Source organism: Streptomyces coeruleorubidus (genome assembly GCF_008705135.1).
Taxonomy (GTDB): domain Bacteria; phylum Actinomycetota; class Actinomycetes; order Streptomycetales; family Streptomycetaceae; genus Streptomyces; species Streptomyces coeruleofuscus.
The window spans coordinates 8,541,787-8,557,164 of record NZ_CP023694.1; the positions used below are offsets into that span (position 1 = coordinate 8,541,787).

The window sequence follows — 15,378 nt, forward strand, 5'->3', positions numbered from 1 at the left end:
GTCTCTCGGGCCGTGGGGTCGTCGGGTGCCTCGTCGGGGGCTGTTCCCCGGGTCGTTCGGTTGTCGGTCGTCGTGTCGGGGAGCGTCTCTGGGGCCGCGCGGTCGTCCGGTGCCTCGTTGGGGGGTGTCTCCCGTGTCGTTCGGTTGTCGGTCGTCGTGTCGGGGAGCGTCTTTCGGGCCGTGGGGTCGTCCGGTGCCTCGTCGGGGGCCGTACCCCGGGTTGTCCGGTTGTCGCTCGTCTCCTCGGGGGCTGTTCCCCGGGTGGTCCGGCTGCCGGTCGTCTCGTCGCGGGCCGTCCCCCGGGCCGTCCGGCTGTCGGTCGTCTCGTCGGGTCGTGTCTCCCGGGCCGGCTGCCCGGTCGGGCGGGTGTCGTTCGCCGCCGCGGCTCCGTTCTTCCGGCGGCCGAAGGTGCGAGCCGCCCGTCGAACCACACTCGTCACACGCGTCATGCGCTGCGAGTATCCGCGTGACCGGCTGTTTCACGTCGGCTCATGCGAGCGGACTGTCCCGCAGGGACGACAGCAGGTGCGCGGGGTCGGCGTAGATCGCGTCCGCGCCGGACTTCTCCAGGTCGGTGCGCGGGATGCCGCCGCACAGGACGCCCACACAGCGCACCCCGGCCCGGCTGCCCGCGCGCATGTCCCACACGGTGTCCCCGACGAAGACCGCCCGCTCCGCCGGCACCCCGGCCAGGTCCAGTGCGTGCTCGACGGGCTCGGGCGCGGGCTTGCCCGCGTCCACGTCGTCGGCGCTGGCCGTGGCGGTGATGGCGTCGTCCGCGTCGATCGCCCGGCGCAGCGCGCTGAGCTCCGCGCCGCCCGCCGAGGTGGCCAGCACCACGGCCCAGCCGTCCCCGTGCAGCCGCCGCAGCAGCGGTCCCGCCTCCGGCAGCGCGGGCAGCCGGTCGAAGTACTGCCCGTACAGCGCCTTGTGCGCGGCGCTGATCGCCGCGTCCTGGTCGGTGTCCCGGTCCTCGCCGAGCAGGTGCGCGACGAGGTCGGTGGAGGCCAGGCCCACGGCCCGGTGGACGGCGTGCATCGGCACGTCGTGGCCCGCCTGGCGGAAGGCCTCCCACCACGTCACGACGTGCAGGTGGTTGGTGTCGACCAGCGTGCCGTCGACGTCGAACACGGCCGCCCGTTCCGCCTTCGCCATGCGTGCGATCCCTTCCTCCACGGCTGCTCCCAGGCCACCCGGGTACCACCTCAGCCGCCCGTCACGCCGGACGGCACCCGCCGCTCACGGGTCCAGGCCAGCAGCTCGTCCAGGGACCACGTCGTCACCACCCGCTCCGGCGGCACCCCGCACTCCTGTGCCCGCGCGCACCCGTTGATCTGCCAGTCCAGCTGCCCCGGCGCGTGCGCGTCGGTGTCGACGGAGAACAGCACACCCGCGTCCACGGCCCGGCGCAGCAGCCGCCGCGGCGGGTCGAGCCGCTCCGGCCGGCTGTTGATCTCCAGCGCCGTGCCCGTCTCCGCGAGCGCCGCGAACACCTCGTCCGCGTCGAACTCCGACTCCGGCCGCCCCCGTCCGGTCAGCAGCCGCCCCGTGCAGTGCCCGAGCACGTCCGAGTGCGGATCACGCACCGCGGCCACCATCCGCCGGGTCATCGATCGGGCGTCCATGCGCAGCTTGGAGTGCACCGACACCACCACGACGTCCAGCCGGTCCAGCAGCTCCGGCTCCTGGTCGAGCGAGCCGTCCTCGAGGATGTCGCACTCGATGCCGGTCAGCAGCCGGAACGGCGCCCAGGTCTCGTTCAGCTCCGCCACCACGTCCAGTTGCTCCCGCAGCCGCTCGGCCGACAGCCCGCGCGCCACCGTCAGGCGCGGCGAGTGGTCGGTCAGCGCCGCCCACTCGTGCCCCAGCGCCGCCGCGGCCCGGCCCATCTCCTCGATCGGGCTGCCGCCGTCCGACCAGTCGGAGTGCAGATGGCAGTCGCCGCGCAGCAGCGCCCGCAGCTTCTCGCCACCCCGGACGGCCGGCGGCTCCTTCGCCTCGCCCTCCAGTTTCCGCAGATAGCCGGGCACCTCACCGGCCAGTGCCTCCCGCACCACCTGCGCGGTCTTCGGACCGACCCCCTTGAGCGACTCCAGCGACCCGGCGTCCGCCCGCCGGCGCACCTCGTCCTCGCCCAGCTCCTTCAGCACCCGGGACGCCGTACGGAAGGCCCGTACGCGGTACGTCGGCGCCAGGGACCGCTCCAGCAGAAAGGCGATCCGGTCCAGTGCCTCGACGGGATCCATCGCCACCTCCACCACAAGGGTTCCCCAGCACCCGGCGGGCCGCACGACGGGCGCGCGGTTTGCCCGGTACGCACCCGGGTACTGCGATGCCTCGTCCCGCACGCTCGACGAGGAGGCCTGCCATGTCCGCCCCCACCGCGCCCCGCAGCGAGGTCGCCGTGATCACCGGCGCCGACTCCGGCATCGGCAGGGCCACCGCCGTACGGCTGGCCGAGGCGGGCATGGACGTCGGCATCACCTGGCACAGTGACCACAAGGGAGCGGAGGAGACGGCCGAGGAGGTCCGGGCGCACGGGCGACGGGCCGAGGTCGCCCGGATGGACCTCACCCGGCTGCCCGAGGCGGCCGACACCCTCGACGAGCTGTGCGAGCGCCTCGGCCGTATCGACGTGCTGGTGAACAACGCGGGCACCGGCACCATGACACCCTTCCTCGACCTGGAACTGTCCGACGTGCGCGAGGTTCTCGACGTCGATCTCGTCGGGCCGTTCCTGTGCGGGCAGAAGGCGGCCCGGCACATGATCCGGCAGGGCGACGGCGGGCGGATCGTCAACGTGACGTCCGTCCACGAGCACCAGCCGCGCGTGGGTGCCGCCCCGTACTGCGCCGCCAAGGGCGGTCTGGGCCTGCTCACCCAGGTCATGGCACTCGAACTCGCGGAGTACCGCATCACCGTCAACGCCGTCGCACCCGGCGAGATCTCCACGCCCATGACCGGGCAGGAGGACACCGACCCGCACACCGAGAGCCGCCCCGGTGTGCCGCTGGGACGGCCCGGCGACGCCCGCGAGGTCGCCGCCGTCATCGCCTTCCTCGCCGGTCCGGACGCCTCCTACGTCACCGGCGCCTCCTGGAGCGTCGACGGCGGCATGCTCCGCATGGGCCCGCAGGCCGGTTCGCACCTGACGAGCGACGACTGGCGCCGCCCCTGAGCGGACCGGTTGATCCCGCCGGTGCTCGACTCCGCACTACCGCCGGATGCGCTCTACGCTCGATGCATGACCGAAAGCGCGAGCCCGTACATATCCCACCCGCGGATCGTGGTGCTCGGGGTGCAGCCGACTACACCGCCGTTCCGGATCGTGGAGATCGACGGCCAGGTGGTCGGGGAGGCCAAGACCGTCACCGACGTACTGGCTGCCGCCGCCGCGTTCGGCATCACGGTCCACGACCTGGACGATCCGGACGTGGTCCGCTGGGTCGGCGGCGACAAGTTCACCTGGACCGTGCATTAGGCCCTGACCGTGCACCAGGCCCTGCTAGGTGCGCTGGGCCGGCTTCTTCCCCGCCCGGCCGCCGCGGGGCCCGCGCGCGTGGACCGCGCGGCTCATCCGGCGGCCCAGGAGCAGGTAACCGATCAGCGCGCCCGTCGTGTTCAGGATGACGTCGTCGATGTCGAAGGCACGGCCGGTGACCAGCGCGCCCTGGGCGAACTCCACCAGCAGCATCACCACGGCGGTCAGCAGCAGCAGGCGCAGGATGCCGCGGGTGCGCGGGGCGACGACGGGCACGAGGACACCGAAGGGGACGCCCAGCAGGATGTTGCCGCCGACCTGCCGGACGGCGTCCCGCAGTTCCGGCTGGTCGAGATAGGCCCTCAGCGAGCGGCCCGGATGCAGATTGGTGTGGGTCAGCGCCTCCGACGCGGGCGAGGGCTGGAGGGTCAGCCGGGCCAGCACCACGGCGAAGGCCACCATGAACGCGAAGGCGCACAGCATCGCCAGCAGTCGGACGGGCAGCGGCAGCGGGCGTCGCTCACGGCCGGGGCCGGCCGTACGGAGACGTGAGGCTGCACCGGCCATTGTGTCCTCCAGTCTTCAACTTCCCTGAGTGATAAGGCGGTTACCCGCAGCCGTGCCGACGATGCCGCCACGGACCGTTCCCGGCCACGGTTTCCCCATGCTTCACCGCGCCCTCAGTTCCCGTACGTAACGCGTACCTCCTTGAACCCCAGGGAACGCAGCAGGCCTTCGAGCATGCTCCTGGTGTTGGTCTCGGCGCGGGCGGTCAGCTCGCTCTCCTTCGCCGCGTCGCCGATGTGCCGTACCGCGAGTTTCTGCACGGCCTGTTCGCCGTTGGGATTGTCCGAGAAGAGGTCGCCGAGGCGGTCGAAGAGACCGCGCTGCTTGGAGACGGCGTAGGAACGGTCGGGGTCGAGGGCCGGCCGGCCCAGCCGCGCGTGGGGCAGCCGGAGCGTGGCGGACGTGCGGTCGCCGTTGACCTGCACGTCGTCGTCGCCGACCTTGCCCAGGTCGACGTAGGCGTCGACGGTGCCCGCACCGACGTACAGGGTGCGGGTGCCGCGGATCGCGTCGGGGAGGAACTTGGCGTCCTTCTCCAGGTCCACGACGACCTGGAAGTTGCCGGAGGCGGCGTCGTAACGGCTGAGGTCCTGGACGGACTTCAGCAGCGCGGGGCCGGACCGGTCGTGGGTGTCGGTGCCGAACAGGTCCTTCAGGCCCGGGATCACGCTCAGCCGGATCCCGGCGAAGAACACGACGAGCAGCAGCACCAGCGCGCCCACCACCTTCGCCCAGCCGGGCACGCGCCTGGGGAGACGCTTGACGGGAGTCGTCATGCGACGGCCCTCCTTCCTACTGTCCGGATGCCCGCCACGAGCCTTGCCAGACCGGTGGGTTGAGGAGGGGAGGATGTCAGCGGAAGCACGGCAGGGCGCACTCGGGCATCACACCGGGCCGGACGCCGCCCGGCTCACACCGAGCCGGACGCCGCCTCCGGCTGCTCCAGGGCCGCGTCGAGCGTCGGCTGCGGGGGCAGCAGCCGGGACAGGCCGGTGATCCGCAGGACGCGCAGCGTCAGCGGGTGGGCGCAGACGAGGAGCAGTTGCCCGTCCCGGTCGAGCACCCGGCTCCTGGCCCGGTACAGCAGCCGCAGGCCGGAGCAGTCGAAGAACTCGATCCGGCTGAGGTCGATCACGACCCGGGCGGCGCGGCGGCTCGTCTCCCGGTCCAGGTGCGGGGCGATCTCCGTGGCCGCGGCGAGGTCGATCTCGCCGCGGAGCTCCAGCACCGTGTGCCCCCGTTCCTGTCGCACGCGCAGATGCCGGGTGAGCGGTGCAGGTTCCTGCCGCACGACGAGATCGCCTCCAGCCTGCTCCGTGCGTGGGGAGGGGCCGCGGTCCTCAGAACCGTTCCCCGCCCTGCAAGTTACCCTCCAACGGGTGAATTTGAGCATGTTCGATTGACATATGTCTCTGAATTGCGGCCGAGTTGGCCGAGGTTCGCGCGGGGGGCGTACGCGGGCGTGAGTGCCGGCGTGTTCCCCGGCGTGCGTCCCGGCCTACGACAGGGCGTGCCAGGCCTTGGCGAGAGCCTGGCGAAACTGCTCGGTCTGGTGTGCCGTGAGGTCGCGCACCATCCGCTCCTCCAGCTCCCGGACGGGCCCGGCATGCCGTGCGAGCAGCTCCCGGCCGGCGTCGGTGAGCAGGATCAGCCGCTCGCGGCGGTTGCGGGGATTGCGCTCCCGGCGCACCAGCCCGCGGCCCTCCAGGGAGCGGACGAGGTCGGCGATGGACTGCGCGGTGACGAAGGAGTCGCGCGCCAGCTGGGCCGCCGACAGTCCGTCGTGTCGCTCGAGCACGGTCAGCGCGGTGTACTGGAGAGCGGTTATACCGGAGGGTCTGACCAGCTCGTCCAGATGGGAGCGCACGACGAGCTCCACCTGCTTGACCATGTAGAGCAGGGAAGGGGGTGCCTTGGTCACCTGTGCGTCGAGCATGGATGCAGGCTAGACCATTGACAGGAAACCTGTCTGTAATGAGACTGCGAACCAACAGGAATCCTGTTTATTGAAAACTTGGCGACGACGCTGAGGAGTGGCGATGACCACCTTCGAGAGGGAACCCGGCCGGCTGTTCGTCGGGGGACAGTGGCGCGAGGCCGCCGACGGGGCGCGCACCGAGGTGGTCGACCCGTCCCGGGGCACGGTCGTCACCACCGTCGCGGAGGCGGGCCCGGCCGACGTCGACGCGGCCGTCCGGGCCGCGCGCGAGGCCTACGACGAGGGCGCCTGGTCCGGTCTGAGCGGCCGCGAGCGGGGCCGGGTGCTGCACCGCGTCGCCCAGCTGATCCGCGAGAACGCCGACGAGATCGCCGCGCTGGAGAGCCTCGACGTCGGCAAGCCGATCACACTGTGCGGCGCGGTCGACGTGACGAACGCGGCCAACGACTACGAGTACTTCGCGAACCTCGCGCAGAGCCAGGACGGCGCCCTGCGCGACACCCCCATGAACGCCCTCGCCTACACCAAGCGCGAGCCCCTCGGTGTGGTCGCCGCGATCACCCCGTTCAACTTCCCGCTGATCCTCGCCGGCAGCAAGATCGGCCCCGCGCTGGCGGCCGGCAACACCGTCGTCCACAAGCCCGCCGACGAGACCCCGCTGAGCGCCCTCTACATGGCCCGGCTCTTCCAGGAGGCGGGGGTACCCGACGGCGTGGTCAACGTCGTGACCGGCAGCGGGCCGGTGGCCGGCGAGGCGCTGCTGCGCCACCGCGGTGTCGACAAGATCGCCTTCACCGGCTCCACCGCGATCGGCCGGCACGTGGCGAGCGTCGCCGGCGAGGCGCTCAAGCCCGTCACCATGGAGCTCGGCGGGAACGCGGCCCACCTCGTCTTCGAGGACGCCGACCTGGAGAAGGCGGTCGGCGCGGTCATCAAGGGCTTCGTCTTCAACACCGGCCAGTTCTGCATGGGCGGCCCGCGCCTGCTGGTCGCCCGCTCGGTGTACCCCACGCTGCTCGGCATCCTCGCCGAGGCCGTACCCGGTGTGCCGGTCGGCGACCCGCGCGACCCGGCCACGGTCATCGGCCCGATGGCGGCCGAGAAGCACCTGAAGAAGGTCGAGGAGTACGTCGCCCTGGCCCGCAAGGAGGGCGCCCGGATCGTCTGCGGCGGCGAACGGCTCGACCTGGACGGCGGCTACTACTACCGGCCCACCGTCATCGCCGACCTGTCGAACGACTCCCGCGTGATCCAGGAGGAGATCTTCGGGCCGGTCCTCACCGTGCAGCCCTTCGACGACGAGGACGAGGCCGTCGCCCTCGCCAACTCCACCCCCTACGGCCTGGCCTCGGGCGTCCAGACCACCAACCTCGCCCGCGCGCACCGGGTCGCCGACCGGCTCCAGGCCGGCATCGTCTGGGTCAACGACTGGGCGATGCTCGACCCCGCGGTGCCCTTCGGCGGCGTGAAGGACTCCGGCTACGGCCGCGAGTACGGGCCCGAAGCCCTCGCCGGTTACACCAAGGTCAAGTCCGTCGTCGTCTCGCTCGACTGAGACAGTCGTCAAGGAGCTCTTGCGATGCCCACCACCACCCGTGCCGCGGTCGTCGAGTCCGGCGGCGCGCCCTTCACCCTCTCCGACGTCGTCCTCGACGAACCCGGCCCGCACGAGGCGCTGGTCCGCATGGTCGCCACCGGCCTGTGCCACACCGACCTCGGTGTGGCGAGCGGCGGACTGCCCTTCCCGCTGCCCGGGGTCCTCGGCCACGAGGGCGCGGGCGTCGTCGAGGCCGTCGGCTCCGCCGTCACCGGCGTCACGCCCGGCGACCACGTCCTGCTCTCCTTCACCTCCTGCGGCGACTGCCGCAACTGCCGCGGCGGGCACCCCGCGTACTGCGCGACCTGGCTGCCGCTGAACCTGCTCGGCGGCAGCCGGGCCGACGGCACGAACACCATCAGCCGCGGGGGTCAGACCCTGGGCGGGCACTTCTTCGGCCAGTCCTCCTTCGCGGAGCGGGCGCTGGCCGACGAGCGCAGCCTCGTCAAGGTCGACCCGGACGTGCCGCTGGAGTCCATCGCCCCGCTGGGCTGTGGGGTGCAGACCGGTGTGGGTGCCGTCTGGAACGTCCTGAAGCCGGACACGGGCAGCACGGTCGTCGTCCTGGGCGCCGGGGCGGTCGGTCTGTCGGCCGTGATGGCGGCTACCCTCACCCCGGCCACGCGGATCGTCGCCGTCGACCGGGTCGCCGAGCGCCTCTCCCTGGCGACGGAGCTGGGCGCCACGCACACCGTCGACACGAGCGGGACGGACCTCGCCTCGGCCCTCGCCGAGATCACCGGCGGCCAGGGCGCGGACGGTGTCGTGGAGACCACGGGCAACGTCGGCGTCCTGCGCCAGGGCGTCGACGCGCTCGCCGCCCGCGGCACGCTGGTCGTGGTCGGCGCCCCGCCGTTCGGCACCGAGGTCGCCCTGGACGTCAACGGGCTGCTCGGCGGCAAGCGGATCGTGGGTCTCACCCTCGGCGACAGCGAGACCCAGACCATGATCCCCGCGCTGGTCCGTCTGGTGAAGGACGGCCGGCTGCCGCTGCACCGGCTGATCGGTACGTATCCCTTCGGGGACATCGACCGGGCGGTCCAGGACATGAGGTCGGGCAAGACGATCAAGCCGGTGCTGACGTTCTGACGCGGCGGGCCGTCATAGCCGGTTCGCATCAGAGCTCGGGGGCGCGGTGGATCGGCGTGTGCGGCTGAGCCGTGGCCTGTCGCGCAGTTCCCCGCGCCCCTTCGGGGCACTGCCGTCCGGGTCAGTCGTTCACCAGGACCAGCTTCCCCGTCGTCCGGCCCGTGTCGCCCGAGGCGTGGGCCTCCGCGGCGGCGGCCAGCGGGAAGGTGCCGGCGATCGTGGCGCGGAGCCTGCCGGTCTCGGCCAGTTCCGCGATCGTCTCCATGCCGGTGCGGTCGGCGTCGACCAGCATCCGGACCGCTCGTGCACCGAGCCGCTCGGCCTCCTTGTAGAAGTCGTCCGAACCACCCGGCAGGATCGACACCACGACCCCGCCCGGGCGCAGCACGCGCAGTGAACGCAGCGCGTTGTCGCCGCCGATCGTGTCCAGGACGACGTCGACGTCCTTCACGGCCTCGGTGAAGTCGGTCTCCCGGTAGTCCACCGCCTCGTCCACGCCGATCTCCCGCAGGAACTCGTGCTTGCCCGCGCTCGCGGTGCCGATCACATGGGCGCCGCGCGCCTTCGCGATCTGCACCGCCACATGCCCGACCCCGCCCGCCGCGGCGTGGATCAGCACCCGCTGCCCGGACTTCAGGTCCGCGTGCTCGACGAGCGCCTGCCACGCGGTCAGCGACACCAACGGCAGCGCGCCCGCCTGGACGTGGTCGATCCCGGCCGGCTTGCGTGCCAGGGCCCGCACCGGGGCGATGACGTACTCGGCGTGCGAGCCGTGCCCGTACGGATAGGGCAGCATGCCGAAGACCTCGTCCCCGGGTGCGAACGCCGCGACGCCGATGCCGACCGCCTCCACCACCCCGGAGACGTCCCAGCCGAGGACGAAGGGCGGCTCGCCCAGGAAGCCGCCCGTGGCGCGGTGCTTCCAGTCGGTCGGGTTGACCCCGGCGGCCCGCACCCGGACCAGCACCTCGTTCGGCCTGGGCGCCGGGCGCTCGACTTCCACTTCCTTCAGGACCTCGGGACCGCCGAGGACGTCCTGGCTGATGGCTCGCATCGTGTTCTGTGTGCTCATGGTCATCCAGCGTGCCCGCCCGCGCCCGGCCCGCCAATGGCAGAATGGTCAACCTTCGATAGGATCGTGCCATGCGACGTGAGCGAGTGGTGGTCCTGGCCCTGGACGGCGTGTACCCGTTCGAGCTGGGCATCCCCAGCCGGATCCTGGGCGCGGCCGACGGCCGGTACGAGGTGCTGACCTGCTCGGTCGACGGCGGTCCGGTGCGTACGAACGCGGACTTCGGCATCACCGTGGAGCACAGCCCCGAGGCCCTGGCCACCGCCGACACCGTGGTTATCGCGCCCATCGCCCCCGCCCACCTGACCGACGAGGTGCCCGGCGATGTCCTGGCCGCGCTCGCCCTCATACGCCCCGGGACGCGCATCGTCTCCATCTGCACCGGCGCCTTCGTCCTCGCCGCCGCCGGGCTCCTCGACGGGCGCAGGGCGACCACCCACTGGCAGGTCGCCGACCGGTTCCGGCGCATGTTCCCGCATGTCGACCTCGACCCGGACGTGCTGTTCGTCGACGACCACCCCTTCCTCACCTCCGCGGGAGCCGCCTCCGGCGTGGACATCTGCCTGCACCTGGTCCGCAAGGACCACGGCAGCCGGCTGGCCAACACCGTCGCCCGCCGCTGCGTGGTCCCGCCGTTCCGGGACGGCGGCCAGGCCCAGTACATCGAACAGCCCGTCCCCGAACAGGGCGCCGCGAGCACCGCGGCCACCCGCTCCTGGGCCCTGGAACGCCTCGGCGAACCGCTCACCCTGGCCGACCTCGCCGGCCACGCCCGGATGAGCCTGCGCACCTTCGCCCGCCGCTTCCACGACGAGGTGGGCCTCAGTCCCGGCCGCTGGCTCATCCAGCAGCGGGTGGCCCGCGCCCGGCATCTGCTGGAGTCCAGCGACCTCACGGTGGACCAGATCGCGGGCCGGGTCGGCTTCGCGACCGGCGCCTCCCTGCGCCAGCATCTGAGCGCGGCGATCGGGGTGACCCCGCAGGCCTACCGCCGCACGTTCCAGACCACGCGCTGACCAGGCAGGGCCCGGTCTCCGCTCAACTGGGCAGCGAGCAAAGCCATTTGTCGACCTGTTGCTTCCTGTCGGAGCGTGACGGAACCCTCACGTCCGCCGGGGGACGAGGTTGATCCTCTCGGGTGTAAACCCGATAAGGTTCCCATCGGCGCTGCGAGTTGGCGCGATCGCGTCCAGTCGACTCGCAGTGCGTACTCATGAGTGCGGTCCGCACACCCCCCATTCGATCGTGTTGCTTCGAAGGATGCAGATGGAACTCGCCACTCCGCCACCGGCGGCGCGGGCCCCTGTCGCCTGGTACAGCTGGTGGTTGATGCCGCTGGGCTTGGGAGGCGGGACGGTTGCCGCCACGTTCATGAGCTCGGAGCGACTAACCACGGCCGTCGCCGGTGTCGCGGCGACGGCGGCCGGTGCCGTGTGCGTGCGCCTGCTGCTGCGCACCCGGGCCCAACTGCACCGGGCAGAGGGCTCCTTTCGCACCACGCAGGCCGAGCACAACGCGCAGTGGCAGCAGCACGTCGCGGGCCTGGAACGGAAGTTCTCCGCCGAGCGCGCCACCCTGGAGTCGCAGCTCACCGAGCAGAACGCGGCCTACGAACGGCACGTCGCCGACCAGAGCGCCACGTACGAGTCGCAGCTCGCCGACCAGTCCCGGGCGTACGAGGAACGGCTGACCGAGCAGGCCAGGTCCTACGAGGCCCAGCTCGCCGACCAGGCCGAGGTCTGGCAGGAGCAGCTCACCCACCAGCTCGCCGCGGTCGCCCGGCTCGCCGACGAGCAACTGCCCGACGCGATGGAGAAGCTGCGCTCCGGCGAGGCCATCGACGACGTCCTGCCGACCGTCAACCAGTGCGCGAAGGTCAGCGCCGACCTCCAGGCGGAACTGCGCAAGCTCCTGCGCACCGCCCTGGTCGGCCTGGAGGCGGAGTTCGACCGCTCCACCTCCGCCGAGCAGGCCGTGATCAGCATCGGCAACCGCATCCACGTGCTGACCAGCAAGCTCCGCGGCCGGCTGCACGAGATGCAGGGCGAGCACGGCAGGCTCCCGGCCGTCGCCCGCGGCCTGATGGAGCTCGACCAGGAACTCGGCCCCGCCGACTCGCTCGCCGCGAGCATCGGTGTGCTCGGCGGCTCGGACCGTCCGGGACGCCAGTGGCAGGAACCGCAGCGGCTGCTGAGCGTGGTGCGCGGCGGCATCGGCCGGATCAAGGACTTCCACCGCGTCCAGGTGCGCCACCTGCCCGAACTCGGCGTCGACGGCGGCCTGGTGGACCACCTCACGCTGATCTTCGCCCACCTCCTGGACAACGCGGCCCGCTACTCGCCGCCCACCGAGCCGGTGCTCATCTCCGGCAAGGAGGTCCCCAACGGCGTCGGCATCGAGATCCAGGACTCCGGCAAGGGCCTGAGCGAGGAAAAGAAGCGCGAGGCCGAACACGCCCTCGCCGGCACCGCGCCCGGCGCCGGCCTCGGCGGTATCACCGAGGACGCGAGCATCGGTCTGCGCGTCGTCGGAGCCCTCGCCCGCCGCTACGGCATCCGTGTCACCTTCGCGGACTCGCCGTGGCTCGGCACCTCCGTGGTGGTCGTGGTTCCGCACAAGTACTTCAGCCCGCTGCCCGCGGCCGCGACCACCCAGGCCGCGCCCGCCCCGGAGGCCCGCCCCGCCGCGCCCGCCCCGGTCCGCGACGAGACGGTCACCGCACCGGCACCGGCCGCGGAGTCCGAGGTCGTGGAGACCACCCCCGGCGGGCTGCCCCGGCGCCGCAGCAAGCGGAACGAGACGGACGGGCCCGGGCAGGCCGAGCGGAGCGACCGGAGCACGGCCGTCTCCGCCGTCCCGCCGGACGCCTCCTTCTCCGGCCTCGCGGCCTTCGCCACCGCCGGCCGCGACGCCGCGGAGGCGTCCCGGGCGGCCGACGACCGCGACACTCCCGCCGGACGCGAGTTCACAGAGCACCGCACCCAAGAGAGCGACTAGTCCTCATGACGCAGCAAGGAACAGATGTGAGCTGGGCGCTCCGCGATCTCGTCGAGAGCATCCAGGAGATCCGTTTCGCCCTGGTGGCCTCCAGCGACGGCAAGGCCATCACCTCCTACGGCGCCGAAGACCCCGACGACGTCGACCGCTTCGCCGCCGTGGTGGCCGGCCTCCAGGCGCTGGCCCAGCCGGTCGCCGAGCAGTTCCCCAAGTACGCCGGGCAGCTGCGCCTCGCGATGATCGAGGTCGACGGCGGGCACCTCTTCGTCGTCCGGGCCGGTGTGGAGACGTACCTCGGGGTCCTCGCCAGGGAGGGCCTCGACCAGGGCCTGCTCGGGCACCAGATGAGAGACCTGGCCCGCAGGATGGGTGAGCTTCTCGGCACCACTCCGCGCCTGGAGGAGCACTCTGGATGAGTGCTCCCCGCAGGCCGTCCGACCCGTCCGGTCTCGAGCGCTACTACGTCCTCACCGGAGGACGCAGCGGACCGGGCGGTTCGGCGTCGAGCCTCGACGTGGCGACCCTCGTCGTCGCCCGAGCCGCCCCGTTACCGGGTATGCAGCACGAGCACGAGGAGATCCTCCGCCGCTGCCGCGATCCGCTGTCGGTCGCCGAACTCGGCGCCCACCTCGGGCTGCCCTTCAACATTCTCGCCGTGCTGCTGTCGGACCTGCTGGACGCAGGTCGCGTCGAAGCCCGCGACCCCATCCCGGCACACGACGCCGGCCGCGGGCCCGACCTCGCGCTCCTTGAGGAGGTACTCAGTGGACTTGAAAGGCTTTGACCAACCCGGAGGGCGGGCGGCCGGGGACACCCGCTCGGTGAAGGTGATGATCGCCGGCGGGTTCGGCACCGGGAAGACCACCATGGTCCGGTCGGTCAGCGACATCAAGCCGCTCACCACCGAGGAGACCCTCACCCAGGCCAGCGTCGACGTCGACCACCTCATCGGCGTCGCCGACAAGACGCAGACCACCGTCAGCCTGGACTTCGGCAAGATCGGCATCAACGAGAGCCTGGTGCTCTACCTGTTCGGCACGCCGGGCCAGGAGCGGTTCTGGTTCCTGTGGAACGGGCTGTTCAAGGGCGCGCTCGGCGCGATCGTCCTGGTGGACACGCGCCGCCTGGAATCCAGTTTCCGGGCGATCGAGGAGATGGAGCGGCAGGACGTCCCGTTCGTCGTCGCGCTGAACGTCTTCCCCGACTCCCGGAACTACCCGGTCGAGGAGATCAGGGACGCACTGGACATCCCCGAGCACACCCCGGTCGTGGCCTTCGACGCCCGCGACCGGGCCTCCAGCCGTGACGTCCTCGTCGCCCTGATCCACCACCTGAAACAACGCTCGGCCGTGGCCCTGGAGCCCCGATGAACGATCAGACCGAAAACGGCCTCCAGGCCGTGCGAGGCTGCCCCGTCGCCCACCACGGGACCGACCTGACCCGGCTGTACGGGCCGGAGGCGGCGACCGACCCGGGGAGCATCTACGAGCGGCTGCGCAAGGAACACGGCTCCGTCGCACCGGTACTGCTCGAAGGCGATGTGCCGGCCTGGCTCGTCCTCGGCTACCGCGACAACCGGCGGGTGCTCGACAACCCCCGCCAGTTCAGCCGGGACGCGCGCATCTGGCGGGACTGGGCACAGGGGCGCGTGGAGGAGACCTCGCCGCTGATCCCGATGCTCGGCTGGCGGCCCGACTGCGTGTCCCAGGACGGCGAGCCGCACCGCAGGCTGCGGTCCGCCGTCACCGACGGACTCCAGGCGGCCGCGACCCGGGGCATCCGGCGCCACGCGACCCACTTCGCGAACAAGCAGATCAACGCGTTCGCGGACACCGGACGCGCCGACCTCGTCCCGGACTACGCCGAGTACCTGCCGATGCTCGTCCTCTCCCGCATCCTCGGGCTGCCCGAGGTGGAGGGCCGGGACCTGGTCGAGTCCTGCGCCCAGGTCCTCAAGGGCGGTGAGGACGCCCTCGCGCACAACGAGCGCATCATGCTGATCCTCGGGGAACTGGCCGAGCGCAAGCGGACCGAACCCGGTGGCGACTTCACCACCGCCCTGCTGGGGCACGCGGCCGGCCTCGACGAGGAGGAGGTGGTCAGCCATCTGCGTCTGGTGCTGATCGCCGCCCACACCACGACCAGCAACCTGCTGGCCCGGGTCCTCCAGCTCGTCCTCACCGACACCGCCCGGCTCTCCGGACTGATCAGCGGGCAGCTGAACATCTCGGCCGTGGTGGAGGAGGTCATGTGGAACAGCCCCCCGCTGGCCGTGCTGCCGGGCCGGTTCGCCGCCGGCGACCTGGAACTCGGCGGCCACCAGATCCAGGAGGGCGACCTGCTGGTCCTCGGCCTCGCGGCGGGCAACGTCGACCCCGAGATCCGGCCGGACACCGGCGTCTCGGTCCAGGGCAACCAGGCCCATCTGGCGTTCAGTTCCGGTCCGCACGAGTGCCCCGGGCAGAGCATCGGCCAGTCCATCATCGAGATCGCCGTGGACGTGCTGCTGCACCGCCTGCCGGGCCTGACCCTGGCCGTGCCCCCGGAGGAGCTCACCTCGACCGCCTCCACGTGGGAGTCACGGCTGGACAGCCTGCCGGTCGAGTTCCCGGTCTGACGAGGATGCCCGGCCGGAC

At 72.0% G+C, this 15,378-nt stretch carries 17 protein-coding genes; 10 read left to right on the plus strand and 7 right to left on the minus strand.

Going from position 1 to position 15,378, the window contains the following annotated elements; translation table 11 throughout:
- Window positions 1-489: 489 nt before the first annotated feature.
- Window positions 490-1,155, minus strand: a complete 666-nt coding sequence (locus tag CP976_RS38915) for an HAD family hydrolase (protein ID WP_086852036.1) — start codon at window positions 1,153-1,155, stop codon at window positions 490-492.
- Window positions 1,156-1,205: 50 nt separating this feature from the next.
- Window positions 1,206-2,246, minus strand: a complete 1,041-nt coding sequence (locus tag CP976_RS38920; RefSeq protein WP_150484562.1) for a PHP domain-containing protein — start codon at window positions 2,244-2,246, stop codon at window positions 1,206-1,208.
- A 122-nt stretch (window positions 2,247-2,368) separates the two neighbouring features.
- Between CP976_RS38920 and CP976_RS38925 the strand changes: the two genes are divergently transcribed.
- Window positions 2,369-3,178, plus strand: a complete 810-nt coding sequence (locus CP976_RS38925; protein ID WP_150484563.1) for an SDR family oxidoreductase — start codon at window positions 2,369-2,371, stop codon at window positions 3,176-3,178.
- 66 nt (window positions 3,179-3,244) lie between these two features.
- A complete protein-coding gene (locus tag CP976_RS38930; protein ID WP_086852042.1) occupies window positions 3,245-3,481 on the plus strand; it encodes a hypothetical protein in 237 nt (78 codons plus the stop codon).
- 24 nt (window positions 3,482-3,505) lie between these two features.
- On the opposite strand, the gene CP976_RS38935 is transcribed toward CP976_RS38930, so the two are convergent.
- The 4 genes from CP976_RS38935 to CP976_RS38950 all read right to left on the minus strand — a co-directional run bounded on the left by CP976_RS38935 (window position 3,506) and on the right by CP976_RS38950 (window position 5,984).
- Entirely contained in the window at window positions 3,506-4,048 is a 543-nt protein-coding gene (locus CP976_RS38935; protein ID WP_150484564.1) for a VanZ family protein, read from the minus strand.
- A gap of 113 nt (window positions 4,049-4,161) precedes the next feature.
- A complete protein-coding gene (locus CP976_RS38940; protein WP_150484565.1) occupies window positions 4,162-4,824 on the minus strand; it encodes a DUF4230 domain-containing protein in 663 nt (220 codons plus the stop codon).
- A gap of 134 nt (window positions 4,825-4,958) precedes the next feature.
- Window positions 4,959-5,339, minus strand: a complete 381-nt coding sequence (locus CP976_RS38945; protein WP_150484566.1) for an anti-sigma factor antagonist — start codon at window positions 5,337-5,339, stop codon at window positions 4,959-4,961.
- Between the two features lie 207 nt (window positions 5,340-5,546).
- On the minus strand, window positions 5,547-5,984 hold the full coding sequence (locus tag CP976_RS38950; protein WP_150484567.1) for a MarR family winged helix-turn-helix transcriptional regulator: 438 nt from the start codon (window positions 5,982-5,984) through the stop codon (window positions 5,547-5,549).
- 103 nt (window positions 5,985-6,087) lie between these two features.
- On the opposite strand from CP976_RS38950, the gene CP976_RS38955 reads away from it, so the two are divergent.
- Together CP976_RS38955 and CP976_RS38960 are read left to right on the plus strand one after the other, a co-directional pair.
- Window positions 6,088-7,542, plus strand: a complete 1,455-nt coding sequence (locus tag CP976_RS38955; protein ID WP_150484568.1) for an aldehyde dehydrogenase family protein — start codon at window positions 6,088-6,090, stop codon at window positions 7,540-7,542.
- A 24-nt stretch (window positions 7,543-7,566) separates the two neighbouring features.
- Window positions 7,567-8,673, plus strand: coding sequence for an NAD(P)-dependent alcohol dehydrogenase (locus tag CP976_RS38960; protein ID WP_150484569.1), 1,107 nt, complete (start codon window positions 7,567-7,569; stop codon window positions 8,671-8,673).
- 121 nt (window positions 8,674-8,794) lie between these two features.
- On the opposite strand, the gene CP976_RS38965 is transcribed toward CP976_RS38960, so the two are convergent.
- The gene (locus CP976_RS38965; protein ID WP_190147033.1) at window positions 8,795-9,745 is read right to left on the minus strand and encodes an NADP-dependent oxidoreductase; all 951 of its coding nucleotides are present in this window, start codon (window positions 9,743-9,745) and stop codon (window positions 8,795-8,797) included.
- 71 nt (window positions 9,746-9,816) lie between these two features.
- Here CP976_RS38965 and CP976_RS38970 point away from each other — a divergent pair, with 71 nt between their 5' ends.
- The 6 genes from CP976_RS38970 (at window position 9,817) to CP976_RS38995 (ending at window position 15,359) form a co-directional block, all read left to right on the plus strand.
- Window positions 9,817-10,761 carry a GlxA family transcriptional regulator gene (locus CP976_RS38970; RefSeq protein ID WP_150484571.1) on the plus strand — a complete coding sequence of 315 codons (945 nt, stop codon included), beginning with the start codon at window positions 9,817-9,819 and terminating at the stop codon, window positions 10,759-10,761.
- Window positions 10,762-11,011: 250 nt separating this feature from the next.
- Window positions 11,012-12,742, plus strand: coding sequence for a sensor histidine kinase (locus CP976_RS38975; protein WP_150484572.1), 1,731 nt, complete (start codon window positions 11,012-11,014; stop codon window positions 12,740-12,742).
- Between the two features lie 5 nt (window positions 12,743-12,747).
- Window positions 12,748-13,158, plus strand: a complete 411-nt coding sequence (locus CP976_RS38980) for a roadblock/LC7 domain-containing protein (RefSeq protein WP_003994857.1) — start codon at window positions 12,748-12,750, stop codon at window positions 13,156-13,158.
- A complete protein-coding gene (locus CP976_RS38985) occupies window positions 13,155-13,526 on the plus strand; it encodes a DUF742 domain-containing protein (protein ID WP_010040608.1) in 372 nt (123 codons plus the stop codon). The genes CP976_RS38980 and CP976_RS38985 overlap by 4 nt, the downstream gene beginning before the upstream one ends.
- A complete protein-coding gene (locus CP976_RS38990; protein WP_150484573.1) occupies window positions 13,507-14,112 on the plus strand; it encodes a GTP-binding protein in 606 nt (201 codons plus the stop codon). The genes CP976_RS38985 and CP976_RS38990 overlap by 20 nt, the downstream gene beginning before the upstream one ends.
- A complete protein-coding gene (locus CP976_RS38995; protein ID WP_150484574.1) occupies window positions 14,109-15,359 on the plus strand; it encodes a cytochrome P450 in 1,251 nt (416 codons plus the stop codon). The genes CP976_RS38990 and CP976_RS38995 overlap by 4 nt, the downstream gene beginning before the upstream one ends.
- Window positions 15,360-15,378 lie beyond the last annotated feature (19 nt).